We start from the raw sequence: 16,587 nt of genomic DNA, 5'->3' as shown, positions 1-16,587 counted from the left end.
GGGTATTTTGTAGGAAAGTTTTGCATGTTTGAGCGAAGCGAGTTCAAAACTTTCCGTTAAGCAAAATCCCCATAAGCAAGGAAAAGCAGTGAAGTCGGGGTGTACTTTCTTTTGCTTACTTTTCTTTGTACAAGCAAAGAAAAGTAAGTCGCCATCGGCGAAATCCGATATAACGAATAAAATAGACAACTTAAAAAATAAAAAGGAAACATACAAATGGCAGGACACAGTAAGTGGGCTAACATCAAACACCGCAAAGCCGCACAAGATGCACAACGTGGTAAAGTATTTACTAAATTAATCCGTGAATTAGTCACTGCGGCAAAAATCGGTGGCGGAGATGTCGGCACGAATCCTCGTTTACGTGCAGCAGTGGATAAAGCGCTTTCCAGCAACATGACTCGTGACACCATTAACCGTGCCATTGAGCGTGGTGTAGGTGGTGGCGATGACACCAATATGGAAACCAAAGTCTATGAGGGCTATGGACCGGGTGGCACAGCAGTGATGGTCGAATGTTTGAGCGACAATGCCAACCGTACGATTTCACAAGTTCGCCCAAGTTTTACTAAATGTGGTGGTAACTTAGGAACTGAGGGTTCAGTCGGTTATTTATTCAGCAAAAAGGGCTTGATCTTAATTGCCTCAGGGGATGAAGATGCGCTAACTGAAGCAGCCATTGAAGCAGGTGCAGACGATATTCAAGCGCAAGAGGATGGTTCTTTTGAAATCTATACGGCATGGGAAGATCTCGGTGATGTGCGTGATGGCATTGAAAAAGCCGGCTTTAAAATTGAGAATGCGGAAGTGACCATGATTCCATCAACCACGGTGGATCTTGATGCGGAAAATGCCCCGAAATTATTGCGTTTAATTGATATGTTAGAGGACTGTGATGACGTACAAAACGTGTATCACAATGCCGAAATCAGTGATGAAGTCGCCGCCTTACTTTAAGATAAATTTGTATTATCAGGTTTGATATGCTAGGATAAAGCTGTCTTTTTGAACAAGACTTTGCTTTTATTTTATTTAAGGAGATTTTATGAAATTAATTAAATTTATCCCTGCAATCTGTGCTGCTGCGGTGTTAGCTGCTTGTTCTTCTGGCCCAACTGAACAGGAAATGGCCGTTGCACAAGCAGAAAAACAAGCGCAAGCCATGGAGCAAGCCGCAAATACGGCCAATACACAAGCCGCTGAAATTGCTAAAAATATTGACGGTACCGCACAAGTCAAAGTACAAAAAGTACCAACGGTGAACAAATCTGTGGTGTATCGTTGCCAATCCGGTAAAGTCGTTACAGCAACTTATGCCTTTGAAAATAACGATCCTCGTGCAGTGAGTGTACGTTTAGGTAAAGGCAAAAAAGCATTAAAAGTATCATTGGCACGTGATGATAACAGCAAAGATACGGTTTCATTCGTTTCAGATAAGTATGAATGGAATGTGGATACGGGTTTAACTTTAGATAATTTCAACGGGGTTGATGCGATTCATTTCCTCAAAAAAGGCGCCGAATCCGATCAAATCTTAGCGAAACTTTGTAATGTGAATAAAACAGCAACAAAACGATTAAATAAATAATTGAAATCGGTTATGATAATTGGGTGGGGATCAAGCTCCACCCATTTTATTTTGTAGGACAATATGGCAATTATTTTAGGCATTGACCCCGGTTCCAGAGTGACCGGATATGGGGTAATTCGACAAACTGGACGCACATTAGAATATCTTGGTTCTGGTGCTATTCGCACCCAAGTGGACGATATGCCGACCCGTTTAAAACGTATTTATGCGGGTGTGACGGAAATTATTACCAAATTCCAACCTGATATGTTTGCTATTGAAGAAGTCTTTTTGGCGAAAAATCCCAATTCTGCGTTAAAACTCGGTCAAGCTCGTGGCACCGCCATTGTGGCCGCCGTTAATCAAGATTTACCCGTGTTTGAATATGCTGCTCGTTTAGTCAAGCAAACCGTGACGGGTATTGGCTCCGCCGATAAGGTGCAAGTGCAAGATATGGTTACCCGTTTATTAAAACTTTCCGACAAACCCCAAGCGGATGCGGCTGACGCCTTAGCCATTGCGATTACCCATGCGCACACCATTCAACATAGTTTGCACATCTCCCAAACCGCTCAACCCACAGAAACTCGTGAAAAATACACCGCACTTTTACGCACCCGTTATAGCCGTGGGCGATTTCGCTTGAAAATTTAACTGTTCTTTTATTCAGTTTTTAGTATAATAAAGCAAATTTTTTCAACAACGGAAACAACAATGATCGGTCGCTTACAAGGTAAACTTATTGAAAAACACCCCCCTGAAATTTTGCTAGACGTGCAAGGGGTGGGCTATGAATTGCTGTTGCCCATGACAAGTTTTTATGACTTACCTGAATTGGGGCAAGATTGCACTTTGTTTACGCATTTTGTGGTACGTGAAGATGCGCACCTTTTATTTGGCTTTTCGCATAAATCTGACCGCAGTTTATTCCGTGAATTAATTAAAACCAATGGCGTCGGGCCGAAGTTGGCGTTGGCGATTTTATCCGCAATGTCAGTGGCGGATTTTGCTTATGCCATTGAACATGAGGAATTATCTAAATTGGTGAAAATCCCCGGTGTAGGTAAGAAAACGGCGGAACGGCTGTTGGTGGAATTGAAAGGTAAATTTAAAGGCGTTGGGCAAGGGGATTTCTTTGTGGAAAGCACCCATTTACCTGCCGTTGAACGAGGTTCTTCAGCGGAAAATGTCGCTGCTGAAGATGCCGTTTCTGCACTTATTGCATTGGGTTATAAACCAACGGATGCGGAGAAAATGGTGAAAAAAGTGGTAAAATCCGATCTTTCTTCTGAACAATTAATTCGTGAAGCCTTAAAAGCAGCGTTGTAAGTGAGATAGAACATGATTGAAGCAGATCGCCTGATCAGTGGCGTGGCAAAATTAGATGATGAGGCGGTAGATCGTGCTATTCGCCCTAAATTGTTGGCAGATTACGTCGGGCAGCCGCAAGTTCGGTCGCAAATGGAGATTTTTATTCAAGCGGCAAAATTACGCCAAGATGCCTTGGATCATCTGTTGGTGTTTGGTCCACCTGGGTTGGGAAAAACCACGTTAGCAAATATTGTGGCCAATGAATTAGGCGTCAATATCCGCACCACATCCGGCCCAGTGCTAGAAAAAGCGGGGGATTTGGCGGCTATGCTCACCAATCTTGAACCCCATGATGTGCTGTTTATTGATGAAATTCACCGCTTGTCGCCCGCCATTGAAGAAGTGTTATATCCCGCCATGGAAGATTATCAACTGGATATTATGATTGGCGAGGGGCCGGCTGCTCGTTCGATTAAACTGGATTTACCACCCTTTACTTTGATTGGGGCAACTACAAGAGCAGGATCGCTCACGTCGCCATTGCGTGATCGTTTTGGTATTGTGCAACGCTTGGAATTTTATTCAGTAGAGGATTTAACCTTTATTGTGTCACGCAGTGCGAAGTATTTAAATCTTGAATTATCCGAATCCGCCGCCCTTGAAATTGCTCGCCGTTCAAGAGGCACACCACGGATTGCCAACCGTCTATTACGCCGTGTGCGTGATTATGCGGATGTCAAAAACCGCGGTGTGATTTCTGCGGATATTGCCCATGCAGCCTTGTCTATGTTGGATATTGATCAGGCCGGTTTTGATTATTTGGATCGCAAATTCTTAACCTCGATTATTGAACGTTTTGACGGCGGTCCCGTGGGGTTAGACAATATTGCCGCCGCCATTGGAGAAGAACGGGATACCATTGAAGATGTCTTGGAGCCGTATTTAATCCAACAAGGCTTTTTGCAACGTACACCAAGGGGACGCATTGCCACAAGCCATACTTATCGCCATTTTGGCTTAGAAAAATTAACGGAATAAGAAACAGGAAACGGGGGAGAGCGTTTCCTGTTTGATAGCCTGTTTTACGGTTTTCTTAATCCACCAGATCCGCATCAAACGGTTTGCCATTAAACAGCATATTGCCATTATCTAATTGAAAATCAAGATGATATTTACCATCTTTTAATTCAAAAAGTTCTTGTACGGCAGGCACTGCATACTGCCAAAAGTCGGTTTGTGGTTTTTCGCCTTTTGCCATATCTTCCGCCACGGTCATATCCAATTTCACTTGGCTATTTTCTCGATTACCAAGCAAGATCCCTAAATAACCTTGTGGCAACTCTGCGCTGAGATTGACACTGACTGGCATGGCTTTGCTCGTTGTCGGATAGGTGTCAAGGTTAGCAGAAATCGTAGCGTTGGACACCTTGATTGGCGTTTCCCAATAAGGCGTGGCGGTTTTTAGATAGCTCTCCATGGATAAATGGGTAACACAGATTGCGGCGTAGAATTGGCACAAATAGGCTTGCTTAAAATGAGGCGTCAGTAATTCTTCTGTGGGGAGATCTAAGTGCAATTTGCTGAACTGTAACTGTTCTTCATTTAACGCCAGTTTATCCAACGACAAATGATATTGTGTCGCTAACAGATCTTTTTTGACATCAGTACGATAGGTTAATTGCACATTGTCAGCGGTTCCCTGATCTTTTACCGAAATAGCCTGCGTTTTCACCGCACTTTCTAATTGGAAATGGGTATTTTCCGCCAGTTTGGTTAAATCCGCCAAAAATTTCGGATGATCTTTTTGTGGCGCTTGTTTGCTTTGTAAACTGGTGGGCAAATATTGGGTTAAAAATGCCACATAATCGTCCACATTAAAATGGGCAATTTTGTTTTCTGTGGCAAAATTTGTGCTAGACAAGGCAAAATCGTTGTCTTGATTGAGTGTCAGATTTTTCACATTGGCATTAAATGTTAATGTAGAATCTTGTTTATTTTGATGGTCAGAGGCAAAAACAAACTGGCTTTCTTTGGCATCCAAAATCGCCTTTTCATTTTCAGGCAAAATAAACCGTTCTACCGAAAGTTTGCTGTCCATTTTTTGATTATTATAAACAAAATCAAAAAATTGTTTGGTTAATTCGGTTAAATTAAATTGCTCAGATTGTAGCTGTTTTAACTGCTCAGGTAACGAGATATGCGACGGGATCCCTTGACGATTAATGGAAAATGCCACATTTTCGGCCCGCACTTTATCGTCATCAGATTTTGTGTTTCTGTTCGACAGATAAATCCCTTGCTGATTGAGCTGCTGATTTAAATCATAGCCCTGTTCGGCGATCTTTTTATGAATAATATAATGCCCTTTGACCAGACCAATATGGGTATTGTCTCCGTCTAATAAATTGATATCAATTTTTTTGGTTTTGACATCCGCACTGATTAAATCATATAAATTATCGCTAAGCGTGGTTAATAAGAAATTGCCTTTCAACTCCGTGATTTTCAACAATTTATCATAGTTGAAACCAGATAATTCCGTTTGTAATGCAATGGATTTGGATTGAATATCGTAGGAAAGTTCTGTGTCTAGGGTTTGTGATTTATTGGTGCCATCACGAAATTCGGTCAGCATACGAGAGCTTAACCCATCACTAAACACCGAAAATTGACTGGTAATGGTGTTTTTATCAATGGTGATATTTAATTGCTCATTTAATTTTTTAATCAAGGTTGGATTAAATTCCGATTCCGCACTAATCATCAACGGAAGTGCGGTTAATTTTGTGTGCATAAAATCGGTTTTTTGATCGTTTTGCTCAAGACTAAAGGTCAAATCCCGAGTGAAAAAGTCACTGTTACTTTCGGTGACGTTAATATTAAATTGATCTTTTAACTGGTAAGGAAATTTGCTAATGGTCTGATCGATTTGATAATTGGTATAAAATTGCGCCGCAATCCCCACCACGAGGGCGACCGTAGAAAAGCGGAGTAAGAATTTAATTTTTTTGTTCATGAGGTTCCCAATGAGTGCATTTATCTGGTGAAAGTATAGCGAATTTGTGAGGTGACTACAAATAACACTTATATGAATTCAATTCATAAAAAAAGTGAATTTTTTGAAATTGACGCATGTTTATGATTGCTTTACTTTATATCTCATGAAACACATTGATGGAATATGGATAACAGGAGTGAAATTATGAGCTACGCCAAAGAAATTGATACATTAAACCAACATATCGCTGATTTAGACGGCAAAATTAACGTTTCCTTTGAGTTTTTCCCCCCGAAAACAGAGAAAATGGAAGAAACCTTGTGGGCATCTATTCACCGTTTGAAAACCCTCAACCCGAAATTTGTATCAGTCACTTATGGGGCCAATTCAGGCGAGCGGGATCGCACACACAGCATTGTGAAAAGTATCAAACAACAAACGGGCTTAGAGGCGGCGCCGCATTTAACTGGCATTGATGCCACGCCTGAACAACTGCGCCAAATTGCCAAAGACTACTGGGACAGTGGCATTCGCCGCATTGTGGCATTGCGTGGTGATGAACCCAAAGGCTACGAGAAAAAGCCATTTTATGCCTCAGATTTAGTGGCGTTATTGCGTGATGTGGCCGATTTTGATATTTCCGTGGCAGCCTATCCTGAAGTACACCCAGAGGCGAAATCCGCTCAAGCAGATTTGATTAATTTAAAACGCAAAATTGATGCGGGGGCCAATCATGTGATTACCCAATTTTTCTTTGATGTGGAAAGCTATTTACGTTTCCGTGATCGTTGCGCCTCCATTGGGATTGATGCCGAAATTGTACCGGGTATTTTGCCGGTGACGAATTTCAAACAGTTACAGAAAATGTCGAGTGTCACCAATGTGAGAATCCCAAGTTGGTTGGCTAAGATGTATGAGGGCTTAGATGAAGATCAAACTACTCGTAATCTAGTTGCTGCCAGTGTGGCAATAGACATGGTGCGTGTGCTTTCTCGTGAGGGCGTGAACGATTTCCATTTTTATACCTTAAATCGTAGCGAATTGACTTATGCGATTTGCCATACGTTGGGTGTGCGACCGTAATGTATTTATCCTAAGAAAGCGGTAAAAATGCTTTCTTAGGATTTTCTTATAGACATAATAAAATATCTAATAAAAATCGTTTGCATTTTATACAAAATCCGACTAAAATGCTCAACCTTTATTTTCGGGTTTTTCTGTTAGGTTTTTTGTGTTTCAATTAGATCAGGTATCATTCGCCATTCCCACTGCCACGGGTATTCGTCAACTGCTTTCCCCGATTTCCTTACAATTTGAGCTCGGCAAAGTGTATGGCTTAATTGGACACAATGGGTCGGGTAAATCCACCTTAATCAAATTAATGGCTCGCCAGCAAAAATCTTCATTAGGGCAAATTCTGCTTAATAATCAAGCTATTGAACATTGGGGAAGTCGTGAGTTTGCCCGTGAAGTGGCGTATTTGCCACAACATTTGCCCACCAACACCCAACTCACCGCCAGAGAATTAATCGCTCTTGGACGTTATGCGTGGAATGGTTTGTTAAAAAGCAATCCACAGCAGGATCAAACTGCGGTGCAAAATGCCTTAGTTTTAACCCATACGGAGAAATTTGCCGATCAACAAATTGATGTGCTATCAGGTGGTGAACGTTCCCGCATTTGGCTGGCAATGCTTTTGGCTCAACAAAGCCGTTTTTTATTGCTTGATGAACCCTTGGCAGCGTTAGATATTGCCCATCAAGTGGAAGTGATGCAACTTATCAAAAAACTCAGCCGAGAGTTGGGTTTAGGCGTGGTGATCGTGATCCACGATGTGAATTTAGCGGCGGCATTTTGCGATGAATTGATCGCCTTACACTCAGGCAAACTGTTGGCTCAAGGCACACCTGAACAACTCATTACCCCTGATTCTTTACAACAAATTTATGGTTTGCAATTAAATGTTATCGCTCACCCTAATACGCAAGCCCCAGTGGTTTTTTATTAAGGCGAAATGCGATGCTAAAAATCTTATTAAAAAGCCTGTTTATTTCCTTATTGAGCCTAAAGGTTTTGTCTCAAATACCTGTTGCCACCTTAGATTGGACGGTAGCAGAAACCCTGATCTCCTTGGATAATCCGCCCGTGGCGATTGGTGATAAACCGAGTTATCAACGTTGGGTCGGTGAGCCAAAACTGCCTGCAAGCACCCTTGATCTTGGTCTGCGGATGCAGCCGAATAAAGAAATGCTGTCGCAAATCAAGGTGGATATGTTTATTAACAGCAATTTCTTTGCCAATTTAAGCGAAAGCCTACAACCGCTCGCCCCCACCCATTTAGTCAATTTTTATCAAGACGGCGATATTTGGCAAAATATGCAACATGCCACCCGACAAATCGGTGCGTTAATTTCGCAATCGGAAAACGCCGAAAAATTGATTGAACAAACTTTTGCCTATTTTGAACAGCTTAAAACCGAGCTTGAATCCTATCAACAACGCCCATTAGCGATTGTGCAATTTATTGACGCTCGCCATTTACGTTTTTATGGTCACCGTAGCTTATTTGGTGCGGTAATTGAAAAATTGGGGTTTAGCAATGCTTGGGCTAACACCGGCAGTCTATGGGGATCGGAAAATTTGGCAATTACTGAACTCGCTAAATTGCCTGCCAACACCCGATTAATTGTGGTGAAGCCCCACCCTGCGAATGTAGAAAAAGCATTGCAATATAATTCGTTATGGCAACAGTTGAACTTGTCAAAAGATCCGTTAATTTTGCCTGCCACTTGGACATTTGGTGCATTGCCATCAGCTCGTATTTTTGCCGAACGATTAGCCCAAGGATTAAAACAAGGCGGTGAATCATGGTAAAAAAACTGAATATCGCCCTTTGTTTCACCGCACTTTTATTGCTCAGTTGGCTTTCCCTATTGCAATTAAACGGCTCAAACGAATTTGCTACGCTTCTTTATAGCAACTACACCTTACCTCGATTGACAATGGCAATCTTAGCTGGGGCGGCATTGGGTTTAGCCAGCACCTTATTACAGCAAGTGATTAACAATCCACTGGCATCGGATAATACCCTTGCGGTTAGCTCAGGATCGCAATTTGCCTTATTTATTCTCGCCATTTTTGCACCGCAGTTTCTTTCGCTCGGATCGGTGCTTATCGCTCTGATTGGGGCATTATCCGCCTTGGCGTTGGTTTTCTTGTTGGCGTGGCGACAAACCTTATCCCCGTTATTAATGATTTTGGCAGGGCTTGTGGTCAACCTGTATTTAGGCTCATTTTCCGCTGTGTTAATGTTATTTTACCCCGAAGAAAGCCGTGGTTTATTGTTGTGGGGAGCAGGATCCTTAGTGCAAGAAAGTTGGTATGATAGCTTGCAGTTGCTGTGGCAATTAGGGTTAGCCATCGTCTGCACGGCGTTATTACTCCGCCCGTTGCAAATTCTGACCTTAAATGACAGCAATGCGAAAAGTTTGGGCGTACCCGTCAATCTGATTCGTTTTGCAGGTGTCGTGATTTCCGCCTTTTTAGTGGCAATCGTGGTCAGCCGTGTGGGTATGTTAGGGTTTATTGGCTTGGCAGCCTCGAGTTTAGTACGACAATTTGCTCTGACCAATTTGCGTTCTCGCTTAGTGCTTTCTGCTTATTTAGCGGCGATGTTGCTGTTAATCACCGATCTCATTTTGCAACTGATTGACTATTATTGGCATACCCAACTGCCAACAGGGGCTTTCACTGCTTTACTCGGCACGCCGTTATTGCTGTGGTTAATGTTTAATATGAAACATAACGGACGTTTGCAAGGGGAACAGGATGCTATCGCTCGCCATAAAACTGCCACAAAATTCACCGCGGTTTTGCTGTTGAGCTTGATGTTATTCGCCATTTTTGTGGCGTTACTCTTTGGCAAATCTTCACAAGGTTGGCAATGGAATACGGCACTTTTATCCTTGCGTTATCCACGCGTAGTGGTCGCTATTTCAGCTGGTATTATGTTGGCTTTAGCTGGCACCTTATTACAACGTTTAAGCCATAACCCAATGGCAAGCCCTGAATTATTGGGTATTACCTCGGGAACGGCGTTTGGTATTTTACTGGTGATCTTTTTCGTTGCTGCCCCAACCCAAGGGCAATTTTGGCTGGCTGGCGTGATCGGGGCATTGTTGGTGTTGAGCTTGATTATTGGGCTAAATTTACGCCACCAATTATTGCCCGAAAAAGTGCTATTAACAGGCATTAGCATTGCCGCCTTGTTTGATGCGGTACGACGTTTAGTGCTAGCATCGGGCGATTACAAATGGCAACAATTATTGGCGTGGACATCAGGATCCACCTATCAAGCTACGCCCACCTTAGCCATTGGCTCGCTATTGTTGGCGTTGGTGTTATTTTTATTCAGTTTACCTTTGCACCGCTGGCTATCTTTGCTGGCGTTGCAAGACCCGACCGCTCAAGCCCTAGGCTTAAATTTAGCCAAAGTGCGGTGGATTTTAATGCTATTTTCTGCGGTATTAATCGCCGCCTCAACCTTGCTCATTGGAACGCTGAGTTTCGTGGGCTTGCTCGCCCCTCATCTGGCTCATTTCTTCGGTTGGCATAAACCCAAAGCTCAACTAAGTGGTGCGGTGTTATTGGGGGCGACTGTGATGATTGTTGCCGATTGGCTCGGTCGTCAAATCTTATTCCCTTATGAAATTCCTGCAGGTCTAGTAGCAACCCTACTGGGTGGCAGTTATTTCTTAGTGATGATGCGTAAAATGTAACCTAACTTTTAAAAGGAAAGTAAAATGAAAAAAACCTTTGTTTATTCAGCAGCAGCCCAATTAGTACTAATTGGTATGGCAGGTACTGCCATAGCGGCGGATCAAAAAAACGATCAACTGGATCAAATTGATGTGGTCACAGACGGCTCAATGTTCCGTATGGGCGAAGTGCCATTCCACCAAGCCAAATCGGCGGTGGCAGTGACTCGTGAACAACTTGACAGCCAAAATGTGGACAAAGTGGATGAAATCGCTCGCTATCAAGCAGCTTTTGCCAACCAAGTATTTGGTAACGACACCAATACCAACTGGTTTAGAGTGCGTGGGGCGGAAGTCTCCCAAGCGGTCAACGGCTTGCCAACCTTTAGTTACGGCTTTTTCACCCCTTATGTGGACAGTTTCGGTTTAGAAGCCATTGAAATCACCAAAGGCGCAGATTCTCAAACCTTTGGTGCCGCCAATGCGGGCGGTTTAATTAACTATGTGACTAAACGAGCTCACAAAGAAAATATCGGTCACGGCGAATTTAAAACCACCTTTGGTAGCCATAATCAATACGGCTTTGGTGCGGATTACACAGGTAAAATCAGCGATGATGAAAGTCTGCGTTATCGTGTGGTGGCGAGCTATTTGCACCGTGAAGGGGACTGGGAAAATACGGAAAATGGCACGCTTTATATCGCCCCAACCTTGACGTGGGATATTAGCGACAAAACCCGTTTTACCTTATTAACTAGCTATCAGCGTGATCACGGTGTGCCGAGCTCCAACTTCTTACCACAAGAGGGAACCTTAGTGCCGTCACCAAACGGCTATATCAACCGTAATACCAACTTAGGTGATCCTGTTAATGATACCGAAACCAACCGCCAATACAACCTTGGTTACGAATTTAGCCACGATTTCGGCAACGGTTTGAACGTTAATTCAAGCTATGCTTATCGCCATATTGATAATTTCCACCGTGGATCTTACGCTTATCCATCTGCTTATAATGCGAACTGGGCACCACTTGCACCAAGTGCGGTAGGCTATGCGTTAGCTCGTGGTGTGGTATTCAATGACGGTAAAGCCCTTTCCCATTCCACCAACAACTATGTGACGTGGAATTATGATAATAGCTGGTTAAAAAATACCTTAGTAGTAGGAACAGACTATCGTCATAACAAAGTCGATGCACTTTACACCTTATTCGGTGGCACAACCGCAACCAATGTATTTGCCCCGTCAACAGGTTGGAATCAAGCTCAAGATGTGAGTGCTGCACCGCACGTACAAATTAAATCTCGTCAATTAGGTTTCTATTTACAAGATACTGCTCGTTTTGCGGAACATTATATTTTAGGCTTTGGGGTACGTCATGACCGTGCAAAACAAGATGAATATACTAGTACGCAAACGGTGAAAAATAACCATACTTCATACAACGCATCATTTATGTATGAAGCACCGTTCGGGTTAAATCCCTATTTCAGTTACAGCGAATCATTCAATTTACCAGTGGGATTAAGTGGCAATCAAAGCCTTTACGATCCGAATATTACTCGCCAATATGAATTAGGCTTGAAATATTTACCAGAATGGTTAGACGGTTCAATTTCTTTGGCAGGTTTCCGTGCGAAAGATACGGGTGCATTAATTAGCAACGGTATTGGGGCAACCGTAAGCAGTGCTGATCCAATTTACCGTAAAGGATTTGAGCTGCAAGCCGATGTCAATCTCACGAAAAACTGGGCAGCGACTTTAGCTTACACTTACACCAAATCTGAATCAAAATCTCAAACCACTGGCGAAAAAACACGTCAACCATTGATTCCAACCAATGTTATCGCCGCAAAAACAACCTACAGCGTTGATAATGGAGTTTTAAATGGTTTAACTGTTGGGGCAGGTATTCGTTATATCGGTTATAGCGTGACAGCGAAAAACTATTCGCTTTACTCGCACGCCCGTGTACCATCAGCCACCGTGGTAGATTTAATGGCACGTTATGACATTACCAAAAACTGGAATGCTCAAGTAAATGTGGATAATGCGGGTAATCGCCGTTATGTGGCAGGTTGCGATACTTACTGCTATTACGGTGCAGAACGCCGTATTACGGGGAATTTGAGTTATAAATTCTAATTAATCTTCCATAAGGTAAGGACTAAATCTGGCATCAGACAGGATTTAGTCCTTTTGTTTTTTAGGGATATGAAAACATCACATCGGAATACCGTGTAAAAACGCAAATTTTCCGCTATAATATCCCCCTATTTTTGACTAACGGAATCATCTATGTCTGAAATCAAATTAATTGTCGGATTAGGCAATCCTGGGGCAAAATATGAGGGAACTCGTCATAACGCAGGGGAATGGCTGGTCAATGAAATTGCTCGTTCACATAATGTCAGCCTGAAAGACGACAATAAATATTTTGGTAAAACTGCCAAGATTTCCACCGCACTTGGTGATGTATGGTTGCTTGTGCCAACCACGTTTATGAATTTAAGCGGTAAAGCGGTGGGGGCATTAGCCAATTTCTTTCGTATTCAACCTGAACAAATTATCGTGGCACACGATGAGCTGGATTTACCCTGTGGCGTAGCGAAAATCAAGCAAGGTGGCGGACACGGTGGGCATAACGGGCTGAAAGATATTATTGCGGTATTAGGTAATAACAAAAATTTCTATCGGATTCGTATTGGCATTGATCACCCCGGCAGTAAAGAATTGGTGGCGGGTTATGTCTTAAGCAAAGCTGCCCCAAAAGATCAGGAAAAAATCAACGCCGCCATTGACGAAGCCTGTCGTTGTGTGGACGTATTATTCAAAGACGGTGTGGTAAAAGCCACTAACCGATTAAACAGTTTTAAAGCAGAGTAAGGAATAAAAAATGGGATTTAAATGTGGTATCGTGGGTTTACCCAATGTCGGAAAATCAACCCTTTTCAACGCATTAACCAAAGCAGGTATTGAAGCGGCAAACTATCCGTTTTGTACCATTGAACCAAATACGGGTGTCGTGCCAATGCCCGATCCACGCTTAGATGCGTTGGCAGAGATTGTCAAACCTGAACGGGTATTACCAACCACAATGGAATTTGTGGATATTGCAGGCTTAGTGGCTGGAGCAAGCAAAGGCGAAGGCTTAGGCAACAAATTTTTAGCCAACATTCGTGAAACCGATGCTATCGGACACGTGGTACGTTGTTTTGAGAACGATGATATTGTTCACGTAGCAGGCAAAATCAACCCTGCAGACGATATTGAGATTATCAATACCGAATTGGCGTTAGCGGATTTAGACAGTTGTGAACGTGCCATTCAACGCTTGCAAAAACGAGCCAAAGGCGGTGATAAAGAGGCTAAATTTGAATTATCCATTATGGAAAAAATCCTGCCTGTGTTAGAAAATGCAGGCATGATTCGTGAAGTTAATTTAGATAAAGACGAACTTTTTGCGATTAAAGGCTATAATTTTTTAACCTTAAAACCGACCATGTACATTGCCAATGTGAATGAAGATGGCTTTGAAAATAACCCGTATTTAGATCAAGTGCGTGCCATTGCGGAAAAAGAGGGCGCAGTCGTGGTGCCTGTGTGTGCGGCGATTGAGGCAGAAATTGCGGAATTAGAAGATGATGAAAAAGTCGAATTTTTACAAGACTTAGGCATTGAAGAACCGGGTTTAAACCGTGTGATTCGTGCAGGTTATGCCTTGTTAAATCTACAAACCTATTTCACCGCAGGCGTGAAAGAAGTGCGTGCGTGGACGGTTTCCGTGGGGGCAACCGCACCGAAAGCTGCCGCCGTGATTCACACAGACTTTGAAAAAGGCTTTATTCGTGCCGAAGTAATCGCCTATGATGATTTCATCCAATTCAAAGGCGAAAATGGCGCAAAAGAGGCGGGCAAATGGCGACTTGAGGGCAAGGATTACATTGTGCAAGATGGGGATGTTATGCACTTCCGTTTTAATGTGTAAAACTACTTTATTTATTACCGCACTTTGATATGGTTAAAGTGCGGTAATTTTTTATTTTAAAGGAAAAATATGCAAACTTATCAACACAAAGCCCTGTGTCGAGTGCGTGCCATTACGCTTTTTTTAACCCTAACCAAGGATAAAAACCAGTGGCTCAGTGCGTTAAATCAAGCCAAAGCGGAATTTGATATTCTCGTGCCTGCCATTCAACAAAAAGGCTATACCGTACAATCTATTCGCATTGTCACTAACAGCTTTGGCGAATATTTGGATCTCACCAGTTTAGCCAGCGCTAAACAAGATTTAGCTTATTTGAAAGAGCTGTTATTACAGCTTAACGACAGCGGATTGCGGATCCGTTTTGCCATTGGTGAAGCCAAAACGGCGGAAGAAATCGCTCTGTTGCCTGAACTTATTGCGGATTATGGCGATTTATGCAATGCCTGTGTCAATGTGGAATTAGATCAAAATGGTATTTTAAACAACGATTTGATTTTGCAATCTGCTCAAGCTGTCAAACGCATTGCGGAAATCACGCCTCGTGGCGAGGGCAATTTTAATTTTACCGTGAATTTTAACTGCAAGCCGTTTATTCCTTATTTCCCCGCCAGTTATCATTCTAGTCAGTTGCCAAATAGTTTTGTGATCGGCTTGGAAACCCCTGATTTATTAGTCGCTGTATTAAAAGAACTATCGCCAACCCAACACAATGCGTTCTTCCAACAATGTTATGAGACCATGTCACAAGCCTTACAATATCATGTGGATGAAGTGTTAAGTGCGGTCAATTCCGTGCAAGATTCGTTGCATTTCCAGTTTGCGGGAATGGACAGCTCCGCTGCGCCATCAAAAAATTGTGCCTCCATGACAGAAGTGTATGAACTAATGGGCGTGCCGTATTTTGGCGCAGCCGGCACGGTAGAGGCCTCGTCATTATTAACCCGAGTATTTAAATCCGTGCAATATGTGCCGTTAGTGGGCTTTTCAGGTTTAATGCTCGCTGTGACGGAAGATTTAGGTCTGGCTGACGGCACACAAAAACAGCAATTTGATATTCGTGCCTTGCTCACTTATAGCGCTGTCTGTGGCATTGGTTTAGACACCGTACCAGTGGCGGGCAATGTAACGGTTGAACAAATCGCCGCATTAATGCGAGATACTGGCACTATGGCATTTCGCTTAAATAAACCCTTGACCGTGCGTCTGTTCCCGATTCCCCATAAACAAGTGGGTGAATTAACTGAATTTGACAGCGTTGATTTGTGTAATTGCCGGATTTTAGGCGTGTAATGAATGGGGAGTATACGCTCCCCAAAAAATTGTTATTTTAACAGTACCGTATGCTTAATAAAAAGAGTCTGTTTCTCAACGATTAAGTAGAGAAACAGAATCTTAATGTAATCGGATGAACAAAAAATTATTTCTCACTTTTGCCTAACAAGGCCGCATGTGCTTTATTTTGTTCTTTCATTTTTGCTTTGATTTCACGACGTTGTTTGGAAAGATCGGCATTTTTGATCATATAGTCATCCACACGGCCCTCATAGTCATCGTGCATATTACCAATAATGGCCCGTACATCGGCAATATTCATATCATCACGAATATAGTCATTTAAATTCTCAAGCAATAATAAACGTTTTCTGTTATCACGAATTTTACGATCGTTATCGCCAATTTCACGTAACAACTTATTACGTTGACGATATAAACGCACATATTCTAAAACGTCTTGGAAGGATTGTTTATTCACATTTTCCATAATTTTGTACTCACTATTAAAAAAGATAGCTTAATTTATCCTTTTTTGTCAGTTTCGTCAAAGTGTTAATGCAGAATTTATGGTTAAGATCAATTTTTTCAGGGGATTTCGTGAAAAATTCGTTGCCTATCGGCGGTTGTGGTGGTAAAACATAACAATTATTTTAATAGAAAATGCAACATTAAACACAGGAAGTCG

15 protein-coding genes are annotated in these 16,587 nt (G+C 42.4%); 13 read left to right on the top strand and 2 right to left on the bottom strand.

Annotated features, from left to right (window positions below; all coding sequences use genetic code 11):
• Nucleotides 1–216: 216 nt before the first annotated feature.
• The 5 genes from ACTG7Q_RS06920 to ruvB all read left to right on the top strand — a co-directional run bounded on the left by ACTG7Q_RS06920 (nt 217) and on the right by ruvB (nt 3,919).
• The gene (locus ACTG7Q_RS06920) at nt 217–957 is read left to right on the top strand and encodes a YebC/PmpR family DNA-binding transcriptional regulator (RefSeq protein WP_439242251.1); all 741 of its coding nucleotides are present in this window, start codon (nt 217–219) and stop codon (nt 955–957) included.
• 88 nt (nt 958–1,045) lie between these two features.
• Nucleotides 1,046–1,588, top strand: coding sequence for an ACP-like domain-containing protein (locus tag ACTG7Q_RS06915; protein WP_439242249.1), 543 nt, complete (start codon nt 1,046–1,048; stop codon nt 1,586–1,588).
• Nucleotides 1,589–1,651: 63 nt separating this feature from the next.
• Nucleotides 1,652–2,224, top strand: a complete 573-nt coding sequence (ruvC, locus tag ACTG7Q_RS06910; RefSeq protein WP_439242247.1) for a crossover junction endodeoxyribonuclease RuvC — start codon at nt 1,652–1,654, stop codon at nt 2,222–2,224.
• A 60-nt stretch (nt 2,225–2,284) separates the two neighbouring features.
• On the top strand, nt 2,285–2,899 hold the full coding sequence (gene ruvA / locus ACTG7Q_RS06905; RefSeq protein ID WP_439242245.1) for a Holliday junction branch migration protein RuvA: 615 nt from the start codon (nt 2,285–2,287) through the stop codon (nt 2,897–2,899).
• Nucleotides 2,900–2,911: 12 nt separating this feature from the next.
• Nucleotides 2,912–3,919, top strand: coding sequence for a Holliday junction branch migration DNA helicase RuvB (ruvB, locus tag ACTG7Q_RS06900; protein WP_439242243.1), 1,008 nt, complete (start codon nt 2,912–2,914; stop codon nt 3,917–3,919).
• 55 nt (nt 3,920–3,974) lie between these two features.
• Here ruvB and ACTG7Q_RS06895 read toward each other — a convergent pair whose 3' ends face one another.
• On the bottom strand, nt 3,975–5,897 hold the full coding sequence (locus ACTG7Q_RS06895) for a hypothetical protein (RefSeq protein ID WP_439242241.1): 1,923 nt from the start codon (nt 5,895–5,897) through the stop codon (nt 3,975–3,977).
• Nucleotides 5,898–6,083: 186 nt separating this feature from the next.
• On the opposite strand from ACTG7Q_RS06895, the gene metF reads away from it, so the two are divergent.
• From metF to ACTG7Q_RS06855, 8 genes are all read left to right on the top strand, one after another.
• Nucleotides 6,084–6,962, top strand: a complete 879-nt coding sequence (metF, locus tag ACTG7Q_RS06890; RefSeq protein WP_439242239.1) for a methylenetetrahydrofolate reductase — start codon at nt 6,084–6,086, stop codon at nt 6,960–6,962.
• A gap of 148 nt (nt 6,963–7,110) precedes the next feature.
• Nucleotides 7,111–7,887, top strand: a complete 777-nt coding sequence (locus ACTG7Q_RS06885) for an ABC transporter ATP-binding protein (protein ID WP_439242237.1) — start codon at nt 7,111–7,113, stop codon at nt 7,885–7,887.
• 11 nt (nt 7,888–7,898) lie between these two features.
• Entirely contained in the window at nt 7,899–8,753 is an 855-nt protein-coding gene (locus ACTG7Q_RS06880; protein WP_439242235.1) for an iron-siderophore ABC transporter substrate-binding protein, read from the top strand.
• Nucleotides 8,747–10,657 carry a Fe(3+)-hydroxamate ABC transporter permease FhuB gene (gene fhuB / locus ACTG7Q_RS06875; RefSeq protein ID WP_439242233.1) on the top strand — a complete coding sequence of 637 codons (1,911 nt, stop codon included), beginning with the start codon at nt 8,747–8,749 and terminating at the stop codon, nt 10,655–10,657. The genes ACTG7Q_RS06880 and fhuB overlap by 7 nt, the downstream gene beginning before the upstream one ends.
• Before the next feature lie 24 nt (nt 10,658–10,681).
• Nucleotides 10,682–12,784, top strand: a complete 2,103-nt coding sequence (locus ACTG7Q_RS06870) for a TonB-dependent siderophore receptor (RefSeq protein ID WP_439242231.1) — start codon at nt 10,682–10,684, stop codon at nt 12,782–12,784.
• Between the two features lie 153 nt (nt 12,785–12,937).
• Nucleotides 12,938–13,525: an aminoacyl-tRNA hydrolase gene (pth, locus tag ACTG7Q_RS06865; RefSeq protein ID WP_439242229.1), complete on the top strand. Its 588-nt coding sequence runs from the start codon at nt 12,938–12,940 to the stop codon at nt 13,523–13,525.
• A gap of 10 nt (nt 13,526–13,535) precedes the next feature.
• Nucleotides 13,536–14,627 (top strand): redox-regulated ATPase YchF, encoded by a 1,092-nt coding sequence (gene ychF, locus ACTG7Q_RS06860; protein WP_439242227.1) that lies wholly within the window; start codon nt 13,536–13,538, stop codon nt 14,625–14,627.
• A gap of 69 nt (nt 14,628–14,696) precedes the next feature.
• Entirely contained in the window at nt 14,697–15,917 is a 1,221-nt protein-coding gene (locus ACTG7Q_RS06855; RefSeq protein WP_439242225.1) for a DUF711 family protein, read from the top strand.
• 127 nt (nt 15,918–16,044) lie between these two features.
• Here the strand turns inward: ACTG7Q_RS06855 and ACTG7Q_RS06850 are convergent, their stop codons facing one another.
• Complete coding sequence (locus ACTG7Q_RS06850) at nt 16,045–16,389, bottom strand: DUF496 family protein (RefSeq protein ID WP_439242223.1); 345 nt, start codon at nt 16,387–16,389, stop codon at nt 16,045–16,047.
• Between the last annotated feature and the right edge of the window lie 198 nt (nt 16,390–16,587).

The organism is Lonepinella sp. BR2474, from assembly GCF_051851555.1.
In the GTDB taxonomy this organism is placed as follows: Bacteria; Pseudomonadota; Gammaproteobacteria; order Enterobacterales; family Pasteurellaceae; genus Lonepinella.
This window is presented reverse-complemented; position numbering and strand designations above follow the sequence as displayed.

Bases quoted from the DNA above. Each gene is read 5' to 3' on its own strand.
- ACTG7Q_RS06920 (WP_439242251.1), top strand. From the start codon at position 217: ATGGCAGGACACAGTAAGTGGGCTAACATCAAACACCGCAAAGCCGCA.
- ACTG7Q_RS06915 (WP_439242249.1), top strand. From the start codon at position 1,046: ATGAAATTAATTAAATTTATCCCTGCAATCTGTGCTGCTGCGGTGTTA.
- ruvC (WP_439242247.1), top strand. From the start codon at position 1,652: ATGGCAATTATTTTAGGCATTGACCCCGGTTCCAGAGTGACCGGATAT.
- ruvA (WP_439242245.1), top strand. From the start codon at position 2,285: ATGATCGGTCGCTTACAAGGTAAACTTATTGAAAAACACCCCCCTGAA.
- ruvB (WP_439242243.1), top strand. From the start codon at position 2,912: ATGATTGAAGCAGATCGCCTGATCAGTGGCGTGGCAAAATTAGATGAT.
- ACTG7Q_RS06895 (WP_439242241.1), bottom strand. From the start codon at position 5,897: ATGAACAAAAAAATTAAATTCTTACTCCGCTTTTCTACGGTCGCCCTC.
- metF (WP_439242239.1), top strand. From the start codon at position 6,084: ATGAGCTACGCCAAAGAAATTGATACATTAAACCAACATATCGCTGAT.
- ACTG7Q_RS06880 (WP_439242235.1), top strand. From the start codon at position 7,899: ATGCTAAAAATCTTATTAAAAAGCCTGTTTATTTCCTTATTGAGCCTA.
- fhuB (WP_439242233.1), top strand. From the start codon at position 8,747: ATGGTAAAAAAACTGAATATCGCCCTTTGTTTCACCGCACTTTTATTG.
- ACTG7Q_RS06870 (WP_439242231.1), top strand. From the start codon at position 10,682: ATGAAAAAAACCTTTGTTTATTCAGCAGCAGCCCAATTAGTACTAATT.
- pth (WP_439242229.1), top strand. From the start codon at position 12,938: ATGTCTGAAATCAAATTAATTGTCGGATTAGGCAATCCTGGGGCAAAA.
- ychF (WP_439242227.1), top strand. From the start codon at position 13,536: ATGGGATTTAAATGTGGTATCGTGGGTTTACCCAATGTCGGAAAATCA.
- ACTG7Q_RS06855 (WP_439242225.1), top strand. From the start codon at position 14,697: ATGCAAACTTATCAACACAAAGCCCTGTGTCGAGTGCGTGCCATTACG.
- ACTG7Q_RS06850 (WP_439242223.1), bottom strand. From the start codon at position 16,389: ATGGAAAATGTGAATAAACAATCCTTCCAAGACGTTTTAGAATATGTG.